Here is a 17,424-nt window from a genome sequence, read left to right on the forward strand (position 1 = left end):
CAGCCGATGGCCTCCCTCACCAAGAGCGAGACGGCCGCCGCCGGGCCGGACACCGGCGGCGCGGACCGCCGCCCGGCCGGCGGTCCGCGCCGCGTCCCGCGGTGGCGGCGCTCCGCCCGTCCCTACCTGCTGATCATCCCGGCGCTGCTGCTGACCGGCGGCATCCTGTACCCGTTCGGGCTCGGCCTGTACTACACGCTGTTCGACTACTCGGCCGGCAAGCCGCAGCCCGACGTGGTCGGCCTCGAGAACTACCTGACGATCTTCGGTCAGGACGCGTTCTGGCGGTCGGCGCTGGTCACCGCGCTGTACGCGGTGGGCGCCACGGCCGTCGAGCTGGTGCTCGGCGTCGCTGTGGCGCTGCTGCTCAACCGCAGCACCCGGCTCGGCCGGATGCTGGAGAAGGTGCTGATCCTGCCGCTGATGATCGCCCCGGTGATCGCGGCGATCATGTGGAAGCTGATGCTGCAGCCCAGCGTGGGCGTGGTCAACTACCTGCTGCGCCCGTTCGGGCTCGGCGACGTGCAGTGGACCGACACCCCGACCGGCGCGCTGCTGTCGTCCATCACCGTCGACGTGTGGGTCTACACCCCGTTCGTGGCGATCCTGGCGCTGGCCGGGCTGCGCTCGCTGCCCCGCTCGCCGTTCGAGGCGGCCGCCGTGGACGGCGCCGGCTGGTGGTTCACCTTCCGCAAGCTGACGCTGCCGATGCTGTGGCCGTACGTGCTGGTCGCGGTGATCTTCCGGTTCATGGACTCGCTGAAGGTGTTCGACATCATCTACGCCCTCACCGAGGGCGGACCGGGCGACTCCACCGTGGTCCTGCAGATCCGCGCCTACCTGGAGGCGATCCGCTTCCAGCGGTACTCGTTCGGGATCAGCTACATGATCATTCTCTGGGCGGTGGTCTACCTGATGTCCATGGTGCTCGTCCGCTACCTCGGCCGGGTGCAGAGCCGGGCGGCGGGGGTGAGCACCAAGTGAGCAAGGAACGGCTCACCGGGATCGCCGTCAACGCCGGGCTCGTCGTGTACTTCGTGTTCGCGCTGTTCCCCGTGGCGTGGATGCTGATCCTGTCGCTCAAGCCGGACAACCAGCTGTTCAACACCTACTTCTCGTTCAGCCCGACGCTGGACTCCTACCGGACGGTGCTGGGCGGCGGCGAGGTCGAGGGCGTGCCGTTCGTGCGCTTCTTCGTCAACAGCCTGGTGGTGTCGATCGGCGCGGTGGCGCTGTCGCTGCTGATCGGGCTGCCCGCGGCGTACGCGGCGGCGCGCTGGAAGTTCCGCGGCTCGGAGAACCTGATGTTCACCCTGCTGTCGTTCCGGTTCGCCCCCGAGCTGACGGTGATCATCCCGCTGTTCGTGCTGTACCAGCAGCTCGGTCTCTTCGACACCTACGTCGGTGTCATCTGGGTCCTGCAGCTGGTGACGATGCCGCTCATCGTGTGGATCATGCGGTCGTACTTCACCGACCTGTCACCGGAACTGGAGCAGGCCGCGCTGCTGGACGGCTACTCCCGCACCCGGGCGTTCGTGAAGATCGCGTTGCCGCTGGTCAAGCCGGGCATCGCCGCGGTCAGCCTGCTGGCGTTCATCTTCGCCTGGAACAACTTCGTGTTCCCGCTGATCCTCACGTCCTCCAACGCCCAGACCGTCACGGTCGGCGCGCTGTCGTTCCTCGGCGGCGACCGGCCCAAGTACAACCTGACCGCCGCGGCCGCGCTGGTGTCGGCGGTGCCGCCGCTGGTGCTGGCGCTGACCATCCAGCGCTACCTGGTGCGCGGCCTGTCGTTCGGGGCGGTGAAGAGCTGATGGCGACGATCGTCCTCAAGGGACTGCGCAAGACCTACGGCAAGGTCACCGCGCTGGACGGGGTGGACCTGGAACTGCGCGACGGCGAGTTCTTCTGCCTGCTCGGCCCGTCCGGCGCCGGCAAGACCACCACCCTCAAGGCCGTCGCCGGGCTGGAGCAGCCCGACGAGGGCCGCGTGGAGATCGGCGGCGTCGACATGGACGGCGTCGAGCCCTACGACCGGCGCGTGGCGATGTGCTTCGAGAGCTACGCCCTCTACCCGCACTACAGCGCCTACGACAACATGGCCTCGCCGCTGCGCTCGCCCCGCTACAAGGTGCCCGCCGACGAGGCCAAGCGGCGCGTGGGCCGCATCGCCGAGCTGCTCGGCATCGCCCACCTGCTGGACCGCAACGTGGGCGAGCTGTCCAACGGGCAGCGGCAGCGGGTCGCGCTCGGCCGCGTGCTGGTGCGCCCGGCCGACGCGTTCCTGCTGGACGAGCCGCTGTCGCACCTGGACGCCAAGCTGCGCCAGTCGATGCGCGCCGAACTGAAGACGATCGGCGCGGTGGAACGCACCACCACGCTGTACGTCACCCACGACTACGTGGAGGCCCTCGGCCTCGGCGACCGCATCGGCGTGCTGCGCGAGGGCCGGATCGTCCAGGTCGGCACCCGCGAGGAGATCTGGGACCGGCCGGCCGACACGTTCGTGGCGCAGTCGTTCGGCAAGCCGCGCGTCAACCTCGTGGAGGGCGCCGCCGCCGAGGGCGGCCGGTTCCGCAGTCCCGACGGCGAGGTCGACATCCCGCTGCCCGGCGGCGTCGAGATCCGGCCGGGCCGCGACCTGGTGCTGGGCGTGCGGCCCCGCGACGTGGCGCTCGTCCGCGACGGGCGCCCCGCCGACGGGACCGTGGAGCTGCGCGGCCGCGTCTACGTCACCGAGATCCTCGGCCGGCAGAGCGAGGTCACCGTCAGCGTCGGCGAGTCGCGCGTCTCGCTGGTCGTGCCGCGCGAGCAGGCGGCCGGCCTCGGCCGCGAGGACCCGGTGCGGCTGGCGGTGCCGACGGCGCGGCTGCTGCTGTTCGACCCCGCCGACGGCGGGCGGAGGATCGCGCCGTGACCGCCGCCGGGGAACAGGTCCAGCGCCGGGCGGCCGCCGAGGCCCCGCTGCGGGGCCCGGCGGCGCGGCAGGCGGCGATCGCCGAGCACGTCCTGGCGGAGGGCTCGCTGTCGGCCGCGGAGCTGGCCGAGCGCTTCCAGGTCAGCCAGATGACCATCCACCGGGACCTGGACGAGCTGGAACGGCAGGGCATCGTCCGCAAGTTCCGCGGCGGCGTCACCGCCCAGCCGTCGGGGGTGTTCGAGAGCAACGTCGTCTACCGCATGAAGTCGATGCAGGCGGAGAAGGACGCCGTCGCCGCCCGCGCGCTGGAGCTGATCGAGCCCGGCATGGCGGTGATGCTGGACGACTCCACCACCGCGCTCGCGCTGGCCCGGCGGCTGGCCGAGGGCGTCATCACCCCGCTGACCGTCGTCACCAACTACATGGCCGGGCTGAACCTGCTGTCCAAGGCGCGCGGGATCCGGCTCATGGCGGTCGGCGGCGACTACGACCTGTCGCACGACTCCTTCCTGGGGGTGTCGTGCGTGGAGGCGGTGACCTCGCTGAGCGTGGACCTGTGCTTCGTGTCCACGGCGGCGGTCTCCGGCGGCTTCGCCTACCACCAGGAACAGCACATCGTCGCGGTGAAGCGGGCCATGCTCGACGCCGCCGCGCGCAACGTGCTGCTGCTCGACCACACCAAGCTCGGCAAGGTCGCGCTGCACCGGCTGGCGGCGCTGAGCGTCTTCGAGCGCGTGCTCGTCGACGCCGGCGCCTCCCCCGACCACCTGCGCGACCTGGAGGAACACAAAGTCAACTACGAGGTGGCCGGTTCGTGACCTTTTCATCCACCGCATCCGACTCGGCGGCGCGCGGCACGCGTTCGGTCGCCGGGGTGGTGTTCGACATGGACGGCGTGCTCGTCGACAGCGAGCACCTGTGGGAGGAGAGCTGGCAGGACTACTGCGGCCGCCACGGCCGCACGTGGCGTCCCGAGGACACCGCCGCCGTGCAGGGCATGAGCGCTCCCGAGTGGGCCGCGCACATCGCCGGCCTGTTCGGCGACCCGTCCCGCGCCGAGGCCGTGCGCGAGGAGTGCGTGGCGTTCATGGTGGACGCGCTGCACCAGGGCCGCATCGAACCGCTCGACGGCGCCCTCGACCTGATCGTGGACGTGTCCGAGCGGGTGCCGGTGGCGCTGGCGTCCTCGGCCGCCCGGCAGCTGATCGACGCGGTGCTGCCGCACTTCGGGGTGGCCGACCGGTTCTCCGCCACGGTGTCCAGCGAGGAGGTGCCGCGCGGCAAGCCGTCCCCGGACGTGTACGCCGAGGCGGTGCGGCGGCTGGGCATCGACCCCCGGCACGGCCTCGCCGTGGAGGACTCCAGCAACGGCATCCGCGCGGCGCACGCCGCCGGGCTCACCGTCATCAGCATCCCCAACCCCGTCTACCCGCCCAAGCCGGACGCGCTCGGCCTGGCCGCGCAGATCGTGGCCTCGCCCGACGACGCCCGGCGGCGGATCCTCGCGCTGATCGAGACCGGCATCCCCGGGGAGGCGCCGTGACGCACGTGTTCAACGCCCCCGCCGACTTCAAGGAGCAGTTCGTCACCGGGCTGACCGCCGCCTACGGCCGCTACCTGGAGCGGGTGCCGGGCGCGTCGGCGGTGATGCGGCGCGGCGGGCCGCGCCCCGGCCGGGTGTCGCTGGTGATCGGCGGCGGCTCCGGCCACTACCCGGCGTTCGCCGGCCTGGTCGGCGCGGGCCTGGCCACCGCCGCGGTCGTCGGCGACATCTTCACCAGCCCGTCGGCCGAGCAGGCGTACCGGACGCTGCGCGCGGTCGACTCCGGCGCGGGCGCACTGATCTCCTACGGCAACTACGGCGGCGACGTCATGCACTTCGGGCTGGCCGAGCTGCGCGCCCGCTCCGAGGGCATGGACGTGCGGACGGTGCTGGTCACCGACGACATCGCCTCGGCCCCGCCCGAACGCGCCGCCGACCGGCGCGGCATCGCGGGCGACTTCACGGTGTTCAAGGCCGCCGGCGCCGCCGCCGAACGCGGCGACTCCCTCGACGAGGTCGAGCGGATCGCCCGCAAGGCCAACGACCGGACCCGCACCCTCGGCGTCGCGTTCGCCGGGTGCACCTTCCCCGGCCGCGACGAGCCGCTGTTCACCGTCGACCCGGCGCGGATGGAGATCGGCCTGGGCATCCACGGCGAGCCCGGCGTGCGGACGGTGGACCGGCTCACCGCCCGCGAGCTGGCCGCCGCCCTGGTGGAGGGGCTGCTGGCCGAGCGCCCCGACGGCGCCGGCGACGAGGTCGCGCTGATCCTCAACGGGCTCGGCTCGACCAAGTACGAGGAGCTGTTCGTCCTCTACGCCGACGTGGTGCGGCTGCTGGCGGCCGAGGGGCTGCGGCTGCGCGGCCCCGAGGTCGGGGAGCTGGTCACCTCGCTGGACATGGCGGGCTGCTCGCTCACCCTCACCTGGCTGGACGGCGAGCTGGCCGAGCTGTGGGACGCCCCCGCCGACACCCCCGCCTTCCGCCGCGGCGCCCCGCTGCCCGACGTCGCCCCGGTCGTGACCGAGCAGGCGGCCGTGCCGGAGCAGGCCGCGGCGGTGGACGACGAGGACACCGGCGCCCGGCTCGTCCGCGCGGCCCTGACCCGCGCCCGCGACCGCGTGGAGCGGGACGAGCCGGAGCTGGCCCGGCTGGACGCGGTGGCCGGTGACGGCGACCACGGCGCCGGCATGGTGCGCGGCCTGCGCGCCGCCGCCGACGCCGCCGCCCGCACCTCCGGCGGTGCGGGCCCGGTGCTGATCGCGGCCGGCGCCGCGTTCGCCGACCGGGCGGGCGGCGCGTCCGGCGCGCTGTGGGGCGTGCTGCTGGACCGGCTCGGCACCGAGCTGGCCGCCCGCTCCGGGGCGGAGGCCGTGGCGGCGGGGCTGCGGTCGGCCGTCGCGGAGATGATGCGGCTCGGCCGCTCCGCCCCCGGCGACAAGACCCTGCTGGACGCGCTGGTGCCGTTCGTGGACGCGCTGGAGGAACGCGTCGCGGCGGGCGACCGGCTCGCGGCCGCCTGGGCCGCGGCGCTGCCCGCCGCCCGCGACGGCGCGGACGGCACCGCCCAGATGATCACGCGGCGCGGCCGGGCCGCCGCCCTCGGCGAGAAGGGCCGCGGCGTCCCCGACCCCGGCGCCGTCTCCCTGACCTGGTGCCTGGAGGAAACGGCCGCCGTCCTGGCCGGCGCCGACACCGAGACCGACGCGGCGGACGCGGGACGGGTGCCCCTGGTGGAAGCGAAAGGTGTGCACGGTGAGTGACGTGAAGGCGGGCGGCGAGGACCGGTTCGTCATCGGGGTGGGAGCCGACGACGCCGGGTTCGCGCTCAAGGAGCGGCTGCGGGAACTGCTGGCCGGCGACCCGCGGGTGGCCGAGGTCCGCGACTTCGGGGTGCGGGAGGCCACCGACACCGAGCCGTACCCGAACGTGGGCCTCAAGGTCGCCGAGGAGGTCGCCGCCGGGCGGCTGGACCGGGCGGTGCTGGTGTGCGGCACCGGCATCGGCATGGCGATCACCGCCAACAAGGTGCCCGGGGTGCGCGCCACCACCGCGCACGACACCTACTCCGCCGAACGCTCGGTGCTGTCCAACAACTGCCAGGTGCTGACGATGGGCGCGCGGGTCGTCGGCCCCGAGCTGGCCGCCCGGATCCTGGACGAGTGGCTCGGCCACCGGTTCGACCCCGAGTCTGCCAGCGCCCGCAAGATCGCCGTGATCGCCGAGTACGAGGACGCCCACCATGGCTGACATGGCGCTGCGCGAGCTGCGCAAGACCTACCACCGCAAGGGCCGCCCGGACGTCACGGCGGTGCGCGGCATCGACCTGGAGGTGCCGTCCGGGGAGCTGCTCGGGCTGCTCGGCCCGTCCGGCTGCGGCAAGTCCACCACGCTCCGCATGATCGCCGGGCTGGAGGAGGTGACCGGCGGCGACATCGTGGTCGGCGGCAAGTCGATGGTGGGGCTGCCGCCGCAGCGCCGCAACATCGGCGTGGCGTTCGAGAACTACGCGCTGTACCCGCCGCTGACCGTCCGGGAGAACCTGGCGTTCGGGCTGTCGGCGCGCGGCGCCGACAAGCGGGAGGTGGCCCGGCGCGTCGAGGACATGGCCCGCCGGATCGAGCTGACCGACCTGCTGGACGCCAAGCCCGGCGGGCTGTCCAGCGGCCAGAAGCAGCGCGTCGCGCTGGCCCGGGCGCTGGTGCGCCGGCCCGACGTGCTGCTGCTGGACGAGCCGCTGTCGCACCTGGACGCCGCGCAGCGCGACACCACCCGCCGCGAGCTCAAGCGGCTGCAGCGCGACCTCGGCTACACCACCATCCTGGTCACCCACGACCAGGAGGAGGCGATCTCGCTGGCCGACCGGATCGCCGTCATGAAGGACGGGGTCATCCAGCAGATCGGCACCCCCGACGAGATCTACGACAGGCCGGCCAACCTGTTCGTCGCCGACTTCGTCGGCGAACCGGTCATCAACCTGCTGCCCGGGCGGGTGGACGGCGGCGCCGTCCGGCTGTCCGAGGCCGCCCGCGTCCCGCTGCCCGAGGGCGTGCGGGTGCCGGACGGCCGGGAGGTCGTCGTCGGCGTCCGCCCCGAGGACGTGCTGCTGGCCGCCGAGACCGAGGCCGACCTGCGCGGCGCCGTCGTGGTCTACGAGCCGCTGCTGGAGCTGGGCCTGGCCACCCTGCGGCTGGAGGGCGTGGACAAGACCATCGTCGCGCAGACCGCCCCCGAGGTCCGGCTGGACGCCGACGAGGCCGTGACCCTGCGCTTCGACCCGCACCGCACCCATGTGTTCGACGCCGAGACAGGAGAGGCGATCCGATGAGGATTCTTGCCGCCGGTGACCATTTCGTGCTGACGTCGCTGCTGGTCAAGGCCCTGCGCGACGAGCTGGGCGACGCCCCGGACATCGCGGAGGCCACCCTGCCGTGGCCGGTGGAGCCGTTCGGCCGGGTCGCCGAGGTCGACGAGGCGTCCGGCACCGAGGACGCCATGATCGAGGCGCTGGACGGGGTGGAGGTGTGCGTCACCCAGATGGCGCCGTTCACCCGCCGCGTCCTGGCGGCCGCGCCCGACCTGAAGCTGATCGTCGTCAGCCGGGGCGGCCCGGTCAACGTCAACGTCGAGGCGGCCACCGAGCGGGGCGTGCGGGTCTGCTACGCGCCCGGCCGCAACGCCACCGCCACCGCCGAGTTCACCGTCGGGATCATGCTGGCGACGCTGCGCCGCATCCCGCAGACGCACCAGTCGCTGGCCGTGGAGCACGAGTGGCGCGGCGACTTCTACTCCTACGACAACTGCGGCCTGGAGCTGGAGGACACCACCGTCGGCCTGGTCGGGTACGGCGCGATCGGCAGCCGCGTCGCCCGCGTCATGGCGGCGTTCGGCGCGAAGGTGCTCGTCCACGACCCCTACGCCAAGGGCGAGATCATCGGCGAGCGCGTCGACACCCTGGACGAGCTGCTCAGCCGGTCTCGGGTGGTGACGCTGCACGCCCGCGTCACGCCCGAGACCCGGGGCCTGATCGGCGCGCGGGAGATCGGCCTGATGCCGTCCGGCTCGGTGCTGGTCAACGTGGCGCGCGGGCCGCTGCTCGACTACGACGCGCTGTGCGACGCCCTGGACTCCGGCCACCTGATGGCCGCCGGGCTGGACACCTTCTACGAGGAGCCCGTCCCGGCCGGGTCGCGGCTGTTCACCACCCCGAACCTCGTCATGACCCCGCACCTGGGCGGCGCCAGCCGCGCGGTGGCGCACAAGGCCGCCCGCATCGTCGCCGCCGAGGTCGGCCGGTACTCGCGCGGCGAGGCCCTGGCCCACTGCATGAACCCCTGAGGACGGCACATGTACGTCGGGATCGACGTGGGAACCTCGCTGGTCAAGGCGGCGGCCTTCGACGAGCGGGGACGCGTCCTCGGGGTGGAGTCGCGGCGCACGCGGCTGGCGGTGCGCGACGGCCGGGTCGAGCAGGACATCGACGAGGTGTGCCGGGCCGTCGACGAGGTGGTCGCCGCGCTCGGCGTGACGCCGCGGCTGGCCGGGCTGACCGGCCAGGGCGACGGCGTGTGGCTGGTCGACGGGGACGCCCGGCCGGTGCACCCGGCGGTGTCGTGGATGGACGGCCGGGCCGCCGGCGTCCTGGCCGGGTGGATGGCGGACGGCGTGGCCGAGCGGGTCTTCCGCCGCACCGGCTCGGGCATGTTCCCCGGCAGCGCCGGGCCGGTGCTGGCGTGGTTCGACCGGCACCGCCCCGAGGTGCTCGACGCCGCCGCCACCGCCGGATACTGCAAGGACGTGGTGTTCCAGCGGTGGACGGGCGTGCGAGCCACCGACGTGTCCGACGCGTCCGTGCCGTTCCTCGATCCGCGTACGCGCGCGTACGACACCGGGGCGATCGAGGCGTGCGGGCTGACGCACCGGGCCGATCTGCTGGCGCCCGTCCACGACCCCATGCCGCTGGGGGAGACCCGCGGGGAGATCGCCGGGCTGCCCGCCGGGACGCCCGTCGCCGGCGGGCCGTTCGACCTGCCCGCCTGCGCGCGCGGCGCGGGGATCACCGAGCCGGGCGACGGGCTGCTCACCGTCGGCACCACGCTGGCCTGCCAGGTCGTCACCGACGACCTGGACCTGGGCCGCGAGCCCGCCGGGCTGACGCTGGCGACCGAACGGCCCGGCCGGTGGCTGTGCGCGATGCCCGCGATGGTCGGCACGGCCGCCCTGGACTGGGTGCTGGCGTCCACCGGCCTGTCGCACGAGCAGGTCGAGGACATGCTGGCCGAGTCCCCGCCCGGCGCGAACGGGGTGCGGATCCTGCCGTACTTCGCGCCGTCGGGGGAGCGGGCGCCGTTCGTCGAGCCGGGCGCCCGCGCCGAGATCAGCGGCGTCAGCCTGGAGACCTCCAAGGCCGACCTGGTGCGCGCGACCTGCGAGGGCATCGCCTACGCGGCCCGGCACTGCCTGGACGCCGCCGGACTGTCGGGCCGCCTGGCGGTGTGCGGCGGCGGAACGCGCAGCGAGCAGTGGCTGCGGCTGTTCGCCGACGTGATCGGACGGCCGGTGCGGGTCGCCGCCCCGGAGGCGGGGGCGCGCGGCGCCGTGCTGGCCGCGGCCGCCCGCCTCGGCGTCGACCTGGACGTCGAGGAGTGGACCGAGCCGGTGGCCGGATGCGACCCCGACCCCGAGCGCGCCGGCTTCTACGCCGCCGGTTACGCCGACTACCTGGACCGGGTGGCGCACGCCCGCGACCGATGGAGGAACAGTTGACCGCGCGTGTCACCGTCGGCGTCGACATCGGCACCACCGGGCTCAAGGCCGTCGCCCTGGACGACCGGGCCCGCGTGCTGCGCGAACGCACCGTCCGCTACCCGACGCGGCTGGCCGGGATGGGCGCCGAGCAGGACGCCGAGGCGTGGTGGCGCGCGGCGTGCGAGGCGCTGCCCGAGGTGGTCGGCGGCGCCGAGGTGACGGCGGTGGCGGTCACCTGCCAGGCGCCCACGATGGTCGCGGTGGACGCGCACGGCGACCCCGTCGGCCCCGCGCTGACCTGGATCGACCGGCGCGCCATGGCCGAGGCCCACGAGATCGGGGAGCTGCTCGGCACGTCCCGCAACGGCCCCGACCCCTACCACGGCACCGCCAAGCTGCTGTGGTGGGCGCGGCAGCGCCCCGCCGAGCTGGCCAAGGCCGAGGTGGTGCTGCACGCCAACGGGTTCCTGGTCCGGCGGCTGACCGGCGAGTCGTCGCTGGACGACTCCGGCGCCTGCCTCATGCAGGGCTGGGACGGCGGCTGGCCCGCCGCGCTGGCGGACGCGGGCGTCCCGGTCGGCATGCTCCCCGGCGCCGTGCCGTGCCGCACGATCGTCGGCCGGGTCACGCCCGAGGCGGCGGCGCTCACCGGGCTGCCCGCCGGCACCCCGGTCGCCGCCGGCGGCATCGACGCGGTCGGGTCGGCGCTGGAGGCCGGGGTGCTGCGGCCCGGCGACCCGCTGACCGAGATGACCGGGTTCTCCACCGTCACCGTGCTGGCCGTGCCGCGCGGCACCGCCGTGCCCGGGCTGATCCACTCCCGGCACTGCGTGGACGGCGTCGACCTCGTGCTGACCGCGCAGGTCTCCACCGGCGCCGTCGTGGACTGGGTGCGCGCGCTCACCGGCGAGCCGCCCGGCCTGCTCGACTCCGGGCCGCTGCTGGAGCGTCCCCGCCCCACCCGGCTGCTGGCGGCGCCGTCGTTCGCGGGCGAGCGCACGCCCAGCTGGGACGCCCGCGTCCGCGGCGCCGTCGTCGGCCTCGACCTCGGCGTGGACGCCCGCGACCTGCTGCTCGCGGTGTTCGAGGGCACCGCGTTCGCGCTGCGCGCCGACCTGGACGCGCTGGAGGCCGCCGGGCATCCCGTACCGTCGGTGCTGTGCACGGGCGGCGGTGCCAAGAGCGAGGCGTGGCTGCAGGTCAAGGCGGACGTGCTGGGCCGCGAGATCCAGGTGCCGGTCACCGGCCACGGCGCCGCCGTGGGCGCGGCCATGCTCGCGGGCCTGGCCGTCGGCGTGTGGTCGTCGCCGGAGGACGTCCGGGACCTGGCGGTCGTGCCGTCCCGCGTCCACCGGCCCGACCCCGAGCGGGCCGCCCGCTACACCGAACGCTACGAACTTTTCCGGCGGCTGCGCGAGACGCTGCCGCCCCTGACCCACCCGATGGTGCAAGGAGAATCGTGACCGACGGCCTGGCAGAACTCATCGAGCTGACCCGCGAGCTGGGGCGTCCCGACCGCGACCTGGTGGTGCTGGCCGAGGGCAACACCGCCGCCCGCACCGGCGCGAACCGCATGCTCGTCAAGGCCAGCGGATCGCGGATGGCGGGCGCGTCGTCCAAGGACTTCGTCGAGGTCGACACCGCCCGCCTGCTTGGCCTGCTGGAGGAGGACGACCTCGACCAGGCGGGCCTGTCGGAGGCCATGCTGAAGGCGCGCGTCGGCGGCGACGGGCGGCCGTCCATCGAGGCGCTGCTGCACGCCATGTGCATCGAGTACGCGGGCGCGCAGGTCGTCGGCCACACCCACCCGGTCGCGGCCAACGCGGTGCTGTGCTCCGACCAGGCGCACCTGCTGGTGGAGGGCACGCTGTTCCCCGACCAGGTGGTGGTGCTCGGGCCGCACGCGCTGCTGGTCCCGTACGCCGACCCGGGCCTGGCCATCGCCCGCGAGGTGCACGCCGGGCTGCGCCGCCACATCGCCGAGCACGGCGAGCCGCCCAAGCTGGTCTACCTGGCCAACCACGGCATCTTCGCGCTCGGCCGGTCCGCCGCCGAGGTCAACGCGATCACCGAGATGGCGGTCAAGGTGGCCCGGGTGATGTCGGGCGTGCTGGCCGTGGGCAGGCCCGCGTTCCTGCCGCCGGAGAACGTCCAGGCCCTGCACACCCGGCCCGACGAGATCGCCCGCCGCAAGCTTCTGTCGCACTGACCCAAGGGCCCCCGCCCTGCGTTACGGTCGCCTTTGCAAACCGTTGTCGCAGAGCGGGGGTAGGTCGGGTTGGTGGCGAAGCAGAGCGTGTCGGTGTCCCTCATCACGCTGGGCGATCCGAACACGCTGACCGGCGGCTATCGCTACCACCGCCGGATGGCCGAACTCGCGCCGCGCAACGGCGCCCGGCTCCGGTTCGCCTCCTTCCCCGAACGGCGCTTCCCGCTCGCCGCCCGCGACGCCGACGAGGTCTGGCGGACGGTGCGCGAGCAGGCGCCCGACGTGGTGGTGCTCGACAGCATCGCCGCCGGGTTCCTGGCGACCTCCCGGACGTGGCCGGACGTCCCCGTCGCCGCCGTGCTGCACCAGCCGCCCGGCGGCATCGACCACGGCCCGCTGCGCACGAGGGTGCAGGCCGCGCTCGACCGGTCCGTCTACCGTCGGGTGTCCCGGCTCATGGTCGCCAGCGAGCATCTCGCCGAGGAGCTGGCCCGGCAGGGCTTCCCCGACACCGTCGTCGTACCGCCCGGACGCGACGTGGCCGGCTTCCCGGACCCCGTCGTCGTGCCGCCCACCGACGTGCGCGGCGACAACCGCGCCGCGCTGCTGTGCGTCGCCAACTGGCTGCCCCGCAAAGGCATCCTGGAGCTGCTCGACGCGGTCGCCCTGCTGCCCGAGGGCGCCGCCCGCCTCCACCTGGTGGGGGACGAGCACGCCGACGCCGCGTACCGCACCGCGATCCTGCGCCGCCTGAACCGTGACGAGCTGGCCGGACGCGTCGTCCGCCACGGCCGCCTGCCCGGCGACGAGGTCGCCCGGCTCTACCGGGATTGCGACGTCTTTGTGCTTCCCAGCACCCGCGAGCCGTACGGAACGGTGTATGGAGAAGCGATGGCAGCCGGGCTGCCCGTCGTCGGCTGGCGGGCGGGCAACCTTCCCCACCTGGCGAGGCATGACCGCGAGGGCCGGTACGCCGAGGTCGGCGACGTGCCCGCGCTCGCCGCCGAGCTGTGCGCGCTCATCGACGACGCGGGACTGCGCGCCCGGCTCGGCGCCGCCGCCCGCGAACGCGCCCTCACCTTCCCCACCTGGGAGGACAGCGCGCGCACCTTCTTCGCCACCCTGCGGGAGATCTCATGACCGACACGTCCTCACCCCATGATCCCGGTGGCCCCGACCGCGGCACCGGCTGGAACTCCGTCACCGTCCCGCCCGTCACCACCCTGCTGCTGCGCCACGGCGACACCCCGCTGTCGCCGCAGAAGCGGTTCAGCGGCGTGTCCGAGGTGGGGCTCAGCGCGGACGGCGTGGCGCAGGCGCGGGCGGCGGCCCGCCGCCTGGCCGAACGCGGCGGCATCTCGGCCGTGCTGTCCTCGCCGCTGCGCCGCGCCCGGCAGACCGCCGAGATCGTCGCCGACGGGCTCGGGCGGCGCCCGGTGGTGGTGGACGACGACCTGCGCGAGACCGACTTCGGCGCGTGGGAGGGCCTGACCTTCGAGGAGGTCCGGGCCGCCTGGCCCGACGAGGCCGCCGCCTGGAGCAGCGACCCCGCCGTCGCGCCGCCCGGCGGGGAGAGCTTCACCGACACCCTGGCCCGGCTGCAGCGCGTCCGCGCGCGCGTCGTGGAACGCCTCCCCGCGGGCACGGTGCTGCTGGTCAGCCATGTCGGCGCGATCAAGACGCTCGTGGTGATGGCGCTGCAGGCGCCGCTGGCCAGCATGCACCGGATGTTCCTCGACTCGGCCTGCCTGTCGGAGATCGACTGGTTCCGCGACGGCACGGCCGTCGTGCGCGCCTTCAACGACACCGCCCACCTGCGCGCCGCCGCCTGCGGCTGCGCGTCGTCCGCCGCCCCCGTCCCGGCGGGCGGCGTCGCGGCCGAGGACGCCGGGGCCTGACGGCGTCAGAGCCGCACGGGTAGCGAGGTCAGACGCCACGTGCCCGGGTCGGGGGCGCGCAGGCCGTCGGGGTCGTCGGCGGCCAGTGCCAGGTCGCGGCGCAGCAGGGCGGTGAGCGCTACGTCGGTCTGGACGCGGCCCAGGGACGCGCCCAGGCAGAAGTGCGGCCCGTGGCCGAAGCCGAGCTGCCCGGCCGCCCCCGCCTCACGGGTGACGTCGAGGCGGTCGGGGTCCTCGAACGCGCGCGGGTCGCGGTTGGCGGCGGCCACGGAGACGGTGACCGGCTCGCCCTTGCGCACGGCGACCCCGCACAGGTAGACGTCCTCGCGCGCGTAACGCGGGATCGTCAGCAGGGTCGGGCCGCACCAGCGGATCAGCTCCTCGACGGCGCGCGGCATCAACGCGGGGTCCTCGCGCAGCGCCGCGAGCTGCCCGGGATGGCACAGCAGGGCGTGCAGCGCGTTGGTGACCAGTTGCGGCCGCGCGCGCCCCGGCTGGTCCGCGTCGCCGAGTCCGTGCTGACGACCCTGCAGGGCGCCGGCCAGATGTCGGCCGCCGCCCCCGGGTTCGTCGAGGTCTTCGACATGGTCGGCGTGTGCGAGCGGCTGGCCGGCCTCGACCTCGACGACCGCTGGGCCCCGCCGCACCTGCCGTACGCGCCGCGTGCGCGCCCGGCCGACGAGCCGTGGACCCCGCCGCCGGCGGTGGACGCGGTGCGCGGTGAACCCGCCCGGCTGTACGACGACGGTGTGGTGGCGGTCCTGGGCCTGCACCGGCTGGAGGCCGCCGAGGAGGCGGTGCGGGCCGCGCCGCGCCGGGCCCAGGTGACGGCCGTGCTGGTCACCGGCGACCCGGGCGAGCTGGCGCCGCTGGCCGGGCTGGTCGTCGGCGACCTGTGCGGCTGCCTGCGCCAGGCGTTCCCGCGGCGGGCCTGGCCGCGCCTGCGGGTGGTGCACGACCCGTCGGGCGCCGTCGCCGTGGCGGCGGGCGTGCCCGCGGTCAGCGACGCCACCGAGGTCGCCGTCCGCGTCCGCGACGGCCGGATCGTCGCCCGCGCCGACGGGTACGGCGCCTGTCACGCCGCCGCCACGGCATAGCGCGCCGCCACGGCATAGCGCGCCGCCACGGCATGGCGCGCCGCCGGAAATTCGGAATTCCGGCGAGAAGTTGCCCCGGGATATTCGCCCGGGTTAGGGTCGGGGACGTGACTGCCGGGTCGGCCATGGGCCATTCACGAGTGAGGCGCCCGGCCACGGCGTGATCGGAACGCGGGCCAGAGGCCCGCCGTTCACCGCCTTCGGCTCGCTTCCCCACCTTCTCAGCGTTTTCCCGCTGTTCTTCGCGTGCGCGCGTCATCGCGCACGAATCGCTGCGCCGCCGCGGCTTTTTCGTCATGCCGAAAAGCGGCCTGCCGAAAACTTCGCACTCCGCCGAGAAAAGAGAGCATGCCCAACGACTTCAATCAGCGGATCATCGACGAGTTCCGCGCCAACGGCGGACGTGTCGGCGGCCCCTTCGAAGGGGGCCGGCTGGTGCTGCTGACCACCACCGGGGCCCGTTCCGGCGCCCCGCACACCACGCCCGTGGCCTACCTGCCCGACACGGACCGCCTGCTGGTGATCGCCTCCGCCGGGGGAGCCCCGAGGCATCCGGACTGGTTCCACAACCTGGTGGCCAATCCGCGCGTCACCGTCGAGGACGGCGTCTTCGTCTATGAGGCGAAGGCCACCGTCCTGGAGGGCGACGAACGCGATCGCCTGTTCGCCCGCGCGGCCGAGGCCGACCCGGGGTGGGCCGAGTACCAGGCCAAGACGACGCGCGTCATCCCCGTGGTCGCGCTGGAGCCCGTCCCCGGCCCGCCGGGGTCGAACGCCGCGTCGCCGGGTGCGGCGCTCAAGCTGGTGCACGACGCGTTCCGCCGCGAACTGGCGCTCATCCGCAAGGAGATCGCCGGATCCGGGCCGCGGCTCGGCGCGCAGCTTCGCGTCAACTGCCTGACCGTCTGCCAGGGCCTGGGGTTCCACCACGCCGCCGAGGACGGGGGGATCTTCCCCGCCCTCGCCGCCCGGCATCCCGGGCACGCCGCGACCTTCGACCGGCTGCGTCGCGAGCACGAGCGGGTCGCGGCGCTGCTGGACGACCTGCGGCGGGCCGTCGCCGCCGAGGACACCGAGCCCGGCGCGGTGCTCGCCGAGGTCGAACGGCTCACCGGCGAGCTCGAAGCCCACCTCGACTACGAGGAGGAACAGCTGATACCGCTGCTCGACGCGCCGTGACGGGCCGGGCGCCCGCGCCGCGCGGACCGCGCGGCGCGGGCGTCACAGCGGATCCCAGGGGATCGATGCGTACAGGCCGGTCACCCGCTCGAAGATCTCGGTGTCGTGCGGGACGGTCCGGTCGTCGACCCGGCCGACCGGGGAGACGCCGCGCGAGTTGGTGACGAAGACGGCGGCGAACGACGGCAGGTCGGCCAGCCGGACGGTGCGGCGCCGGGCGCCGAGCCCGGCGCGGTCGAGCAGCCGCATCGTGATGCCGGGCAGGGCGGGGGCGTCCGGCCACACGAACGCGTCGCCGTCGTGGCACAGGACGTTGGCGATCCCCGCCTCGGACACGACGCCCTCGTGGTCGACCAGCAGCGCGTCGTCGAACCCCTCGCGCTCGGCCAGCCGCCCGTAGTGGATCTGCGCGAACGTCCCGGTGTGCTTGATGTGGGGCACCGGCCGCCGGTAGACGACCGACCGCAGCCCCTGCGGCGTCGTGGCGGCCTCCTCCGGGGGCCGCACCGTCACCATGACCGAGACGCCGCCGTCGCCGCGGAACACCGTGACGCGCACCGTCGCGTCGGCCGTGTCGGCGAGGGCGTGCCGGACGTGGTCGCGGACGCGCCCGCCGTCCAGGCCGACGCCGAACAGCTCGCGGTTGGCCGCATCCAGCCGGGCCAGGTGCAGGTCCAGGCCGCGGACGGCCCGGTCGCGCACCTGCATGACCGTCACGTGGCCGTAGTTGACCAGGGCCGCCGGCAGCACCTCCGCCGCGCTCGGTGCGTGCCCGTCGATCTCGGTTCGCGGAAGCACACTCGTCACCGTAGCGGAGCGGGCCGCCCGGA

General features: G+C 74.6%; 18 protein-coding genes. 16 read left to right on the forward strand and 2 right to left on the reverse strand.

Annotated features, from left to right (window positions below):
- Positions 1 to 6 precede the first annotated feature (6 nt).
- The 14 genes from ABZ801_RS13915 to ABZ801_RS13980 all read left to right on the forward strand — a co-directional run bounded on the left by ABZ801_RS13915 (position 7) and on the right by ABZ801_RS13980 (position 14,318).
- Positions 7 to 984, forward strand: a complete 978-nt coding sequence (locus ABZ801_RS13915; protein ID WP_360697307.1) for a sugar ABC transporter permease — start codon at positions 7 to 9, stop codon at positions 982 to 984.
- Positions 981 to 1,814, forward strand: coding sequence for a carbohydrate ABC transporter permease (locus ABZ801_RS13920; RefSeq protein ID WP_344958147.1), 834 nt, complete (start codon positions 981 to 983; stop codon positions 1,812 to 1,814). Before ABZ801_RS13915 ends, ABZ801_RS13920 begins: the two co-directional genes overlap by 4 nt.
- Positions 1,814 to 2,917: an ABC transporter ATP-binding protein gene (locus tag ABZ801_RS13925; RefSeq protein WP_360697311.1), complete on the forward strand. Its 1,104-nt coding sequence runs from the start codon at positions 1,814 to 1,816 to the stop codon at positions 2,915 to 2,917. Before ABZ801_RS13920 ends, ABZ801_RS13925 begins: the two co-directional genes overlap by 1 nt.
- Positions 2,914 to 3,738: a DeoR/GlpR family DNA-binding transcription regulator gene (locus ABZ801_RS13930; protein ID WP_360697314.1), complete on the forward strand. Its 825-nt coding sequence runs from the start codon at positions 2,914 to 2,916 to the stop codon at positions 3,736 to 3,738. The genes ABZ801_RS13925 and ABZ801_RS13930 overlap by 4 nt, the downstream gene beginning before the upstream one ends.
- Positions 3,735 to 4,463 carry an HAD family phosphatase gene (locus ABZ801_RS13935; protein ID WP_344958141.1) on the forward strand — a complete coding sequence of 243 codons (729 nt, stop codon included), beginning with the start codon at positions 3,735 to 3,737 and terminating at the stop codon, positions 4,461 to 4,463. Before ABZ801_RS13930 ends, ABZ801_RS13935 begins: the two co-directional genes overlap by 4 nt.
- On the forward strand, positions 4,460 to 6,226 hold the full coding sequence (locus ABZ801_RS13940) for a dihydroxyacetone kinase family protein (protein ID WP_360697317.1): 1,767 nt from the start codon (positions 4,460 to 4,462) through the stop codon (positions 6,224 to 6,226). Before ABZ801_RS13935 ends, ABZ801_RS13940 begins: the two co-directional genes overlap by 4 nt.
- Positions 6,219 to 6,713 (forward strand): ribose-5-phosphate isomerase, encoded by a 495-nt coding sequence (locus ABZ801_RS13945; protein WP_344944651.1) that lies wholly within the window; start codon positions 6,219 to 6,221, stop codon positions 6,711 to 6,713. Before ABZ801_RS13940 ends, ABZ801_RS13945 begins: the two co-directional genes overlap by 8 nt.
- A complete protein-coding gene (locus ABZ801_RS13950) occupies positions 6,706 to 7,791 on the forward strand; it encodes an ABC transporter ATP-binding protein (RefSeq protein ID WP_344944654.1) in 1,086 nt (361 codons plus the stop codon). Before ABZ801_RS13945 ends, ABZ801_RS13950 begins: the two co-directional genes overlap by 8 nt.
- Positions 7,788 to 8,801 (forward strand): 2-hydroxyacid dehydrogenase, encoded by a 1,014-nt coding sequence (locus ABZ801_RS13955; protein WP_360697322.1) that lies wholly within the window; start codon positions 7,788 to 7,790, stop codon positions 8,799 to 8,801. The genes ABZ801_RS13950 and ABZ801_RS13955 overlap by 4 nt, the downstream gene beginning before the upstream one ends.
- A gap of 9 nt (positions 8,802 to 8,810) precedes the next feature.
- Complete coding sequence (locus tag ABZ801_RS13960; protein WP_360697326.1) at positions 8,811 to 10,229, forward strand: FGGY-family carbohydrate kinase; 1,419 nt, start codon at positions 8,811 to 8,813, stop codon at positions 10,227 to 10,229.
- The gene (locus ABZ801_RS13965; protein WP_360697329.1) at positions 10,226 to 11,674 is read left to right on the forward strand and encodes an FGGY family carbohydrate kinase; all 1,449 of its coding nucleotides are present in this window, start codon (positions 10,226 to 10,228) and stop codon (positions 11,672 to 11,674) included. Before ABZ801_RS13960 ends, ABZ801_RS13965 begins: the two co-directional genes overlap by 4 nt.
- Entirely contained in the window at positions 11,671 to 12,420 is a 750-nt protein-coding gene (locus tag ABZ801_RS13970) for a class II aldolase/adducin family protein (protein ID WP_360697332.1), read from the forward strand. The genes ABZ801_RS13965 and ABZ801_RS13970 overlap by 4 nt, the downstream gene beginning before the upstream one ends.
- A gap of 72 nt (positions 12,421 to 12,492) precedes the next feature.
- The gene (locus ABZ801_RS13975) at positions 12,493 to 13,560 is read left to right on the forward strand and encodes a glycosyltransferase family 4 protein (protein ID WP_360697335.1); all 1,068 of its coding nucleotides are present in this window, start codon (positions 12,493 to 12,495) and stop codon (positions 13,558 to 13,560) included.
- Positions 13,557 to 14,318, forward strand: a complete 762-nt coding sequence (locus ABZ801_RS13980) for a histidine phosphatase family protein (RefSeq protein ID WP_360697338.1) — start codon at positions 13,557 to 13,559, stop codon at positions 14,316 to 14,318. The genes ABZ801_RS13975 and ABZ801_RS13980 overlap by 4 nt, the downstream gene beginning before the upstream one ends.
- Positions 14,319 to 14,323: 5 nt before the next feature.
- Here ABZ801_RS13980 and ABZ801_RS13985 read toward each other — a convergent pair whose 3' ends face one another.
- Positions 14,324 to 14,716 (reverse strand): cytochrome P450, encoded by a 393-nt coding sequence (locus ABZ801_RS13985; RefSeq protein ID WP_360697341.1) that lies wholly within the window; start codon positions 14,714 to 14,716, stop codon positions 14,324 to 14,326.
- 39 nt (positions 14,717 to 14,755) lie between these two features.
- Here ABZ801_RS13985 and ABZ801_RS13990 point away from each other — a divergent pair, with 39 nt between their 5' ends.
- Positions 14,756 to 15,415, forward strand: coding sequence for a hypothetical protein (locus ABZ801_RS13990; protein ID WP_360697344.1), 660 nt, complete (start codon positions 14,756 to 14,758; stop codon positions 15,413 to 15,415).
- Positions 15,416 to 15,763: 348 nt separating this feature from the next.
- A complete protein-coding gene (locus ABZ801_RS13995) occupies positions 15,764 to 16,594 on the forward strand; it encodes a nitroreductase/quinone reductase family protein (protein ID WP_360697347.1) in 831 nt (276 codons plus the stop codon).
- Between the two features lie 42 nt (positions 16,595 to 16,636).
- Here the strand turns inward: ABZ801_RS13995 and ABZ801_RS14000 are convergent, their stop codons facing one another.
- On the reverse strand, positions 16,637 to 17,392 hold the full coding sequence (locus tag ABZ801_RS14000) for an aminotransferase class IV (RefSeq protein WP_360697350.1): 756 nt from the start codon (positions 17,390 to 17,392) through the stop codon (positions 16,637 to 16,639).
- Positions 17,393 to 17,424: the final 32 nt, after the last annotated feature.

Origin of the sequence: Actinomadura sp. NPDC047616 (assembly GCF_040642915.1) — a bacterium.
GTDB classification, from domain to species: Bacteria; Actinomycetota; Actinomycetes; order Streptosporangiales; family Streptosporangiaceae; genus Spirillospora; species Spirillospora miaoliensis.

Bases quoted from the DNA above. Each gene is read 5' to 3' on its own strand.
- ABZ801_RS13915 (WP_360697307.1), top strand. From the start codon at position 7: ATGGCCTCCCTCACCAAGAGCGAGACGGCCGCCGCCGGGCCGGACACC.
- ABZ801_RS13925 (WP_360697311.1), top strand. From the start codon at position 1,814: ATGGCGACGATCGTCCTCAAGGGACTGCGCAAGACCTACGGCAAGGTC.
- ABZ801_RS13950 (WP_344944654.1), top strand. From the start codon at position 6,706: ATGGCTGACATGGCGCTGCGCGAGCTGCGCAAGACCTACCACCGCAAG.
- ABZ801_RS13955 (WP_360697322.1), top strand. From the start codon at position 7,788: ATGAGGATTCTTGCCGCCGGTGACCATTTCGTGCTGACGTCGCTGCTG.
- ABZ801_RS13960 (WP_360697326.1), top strand. From the start codon at position 8,811: ATGTACGTCGGGATCGACGTGGGAACCTCGCTGGTCAAGGCGGCGGCC.
- ABZ801_RS13980 (WP_360697338.1), top strand. From the start codon at position 13,557: ATGACCGACACGTCCTCACCCCATGATCCCGGTGGCCCCGACCGCGGC.
- ABZ801_RS13985 (WP_360697341.1), bottom strand. From the start codon at position 14,716: ATGCCGCGCGCCGTCGAGGAGCTGATCCGCTGGTGCGGCCCGACCCTG.
- ABZ801_RS13990 (WP_360697344.1), top strand. From the start codon at position 14,756: ATGGCACAGCAGGGCGTGCAGCGCGTTGGTGACCAGTTGCGGCCGCGC.
- ABZ801_RS13995 (WP_360697347.1), top strand. From the start codon at position 15,764: ATGCCCAACGACTTCAATCAGCGGATCATCGACGAGTTCCGCGCCAAC.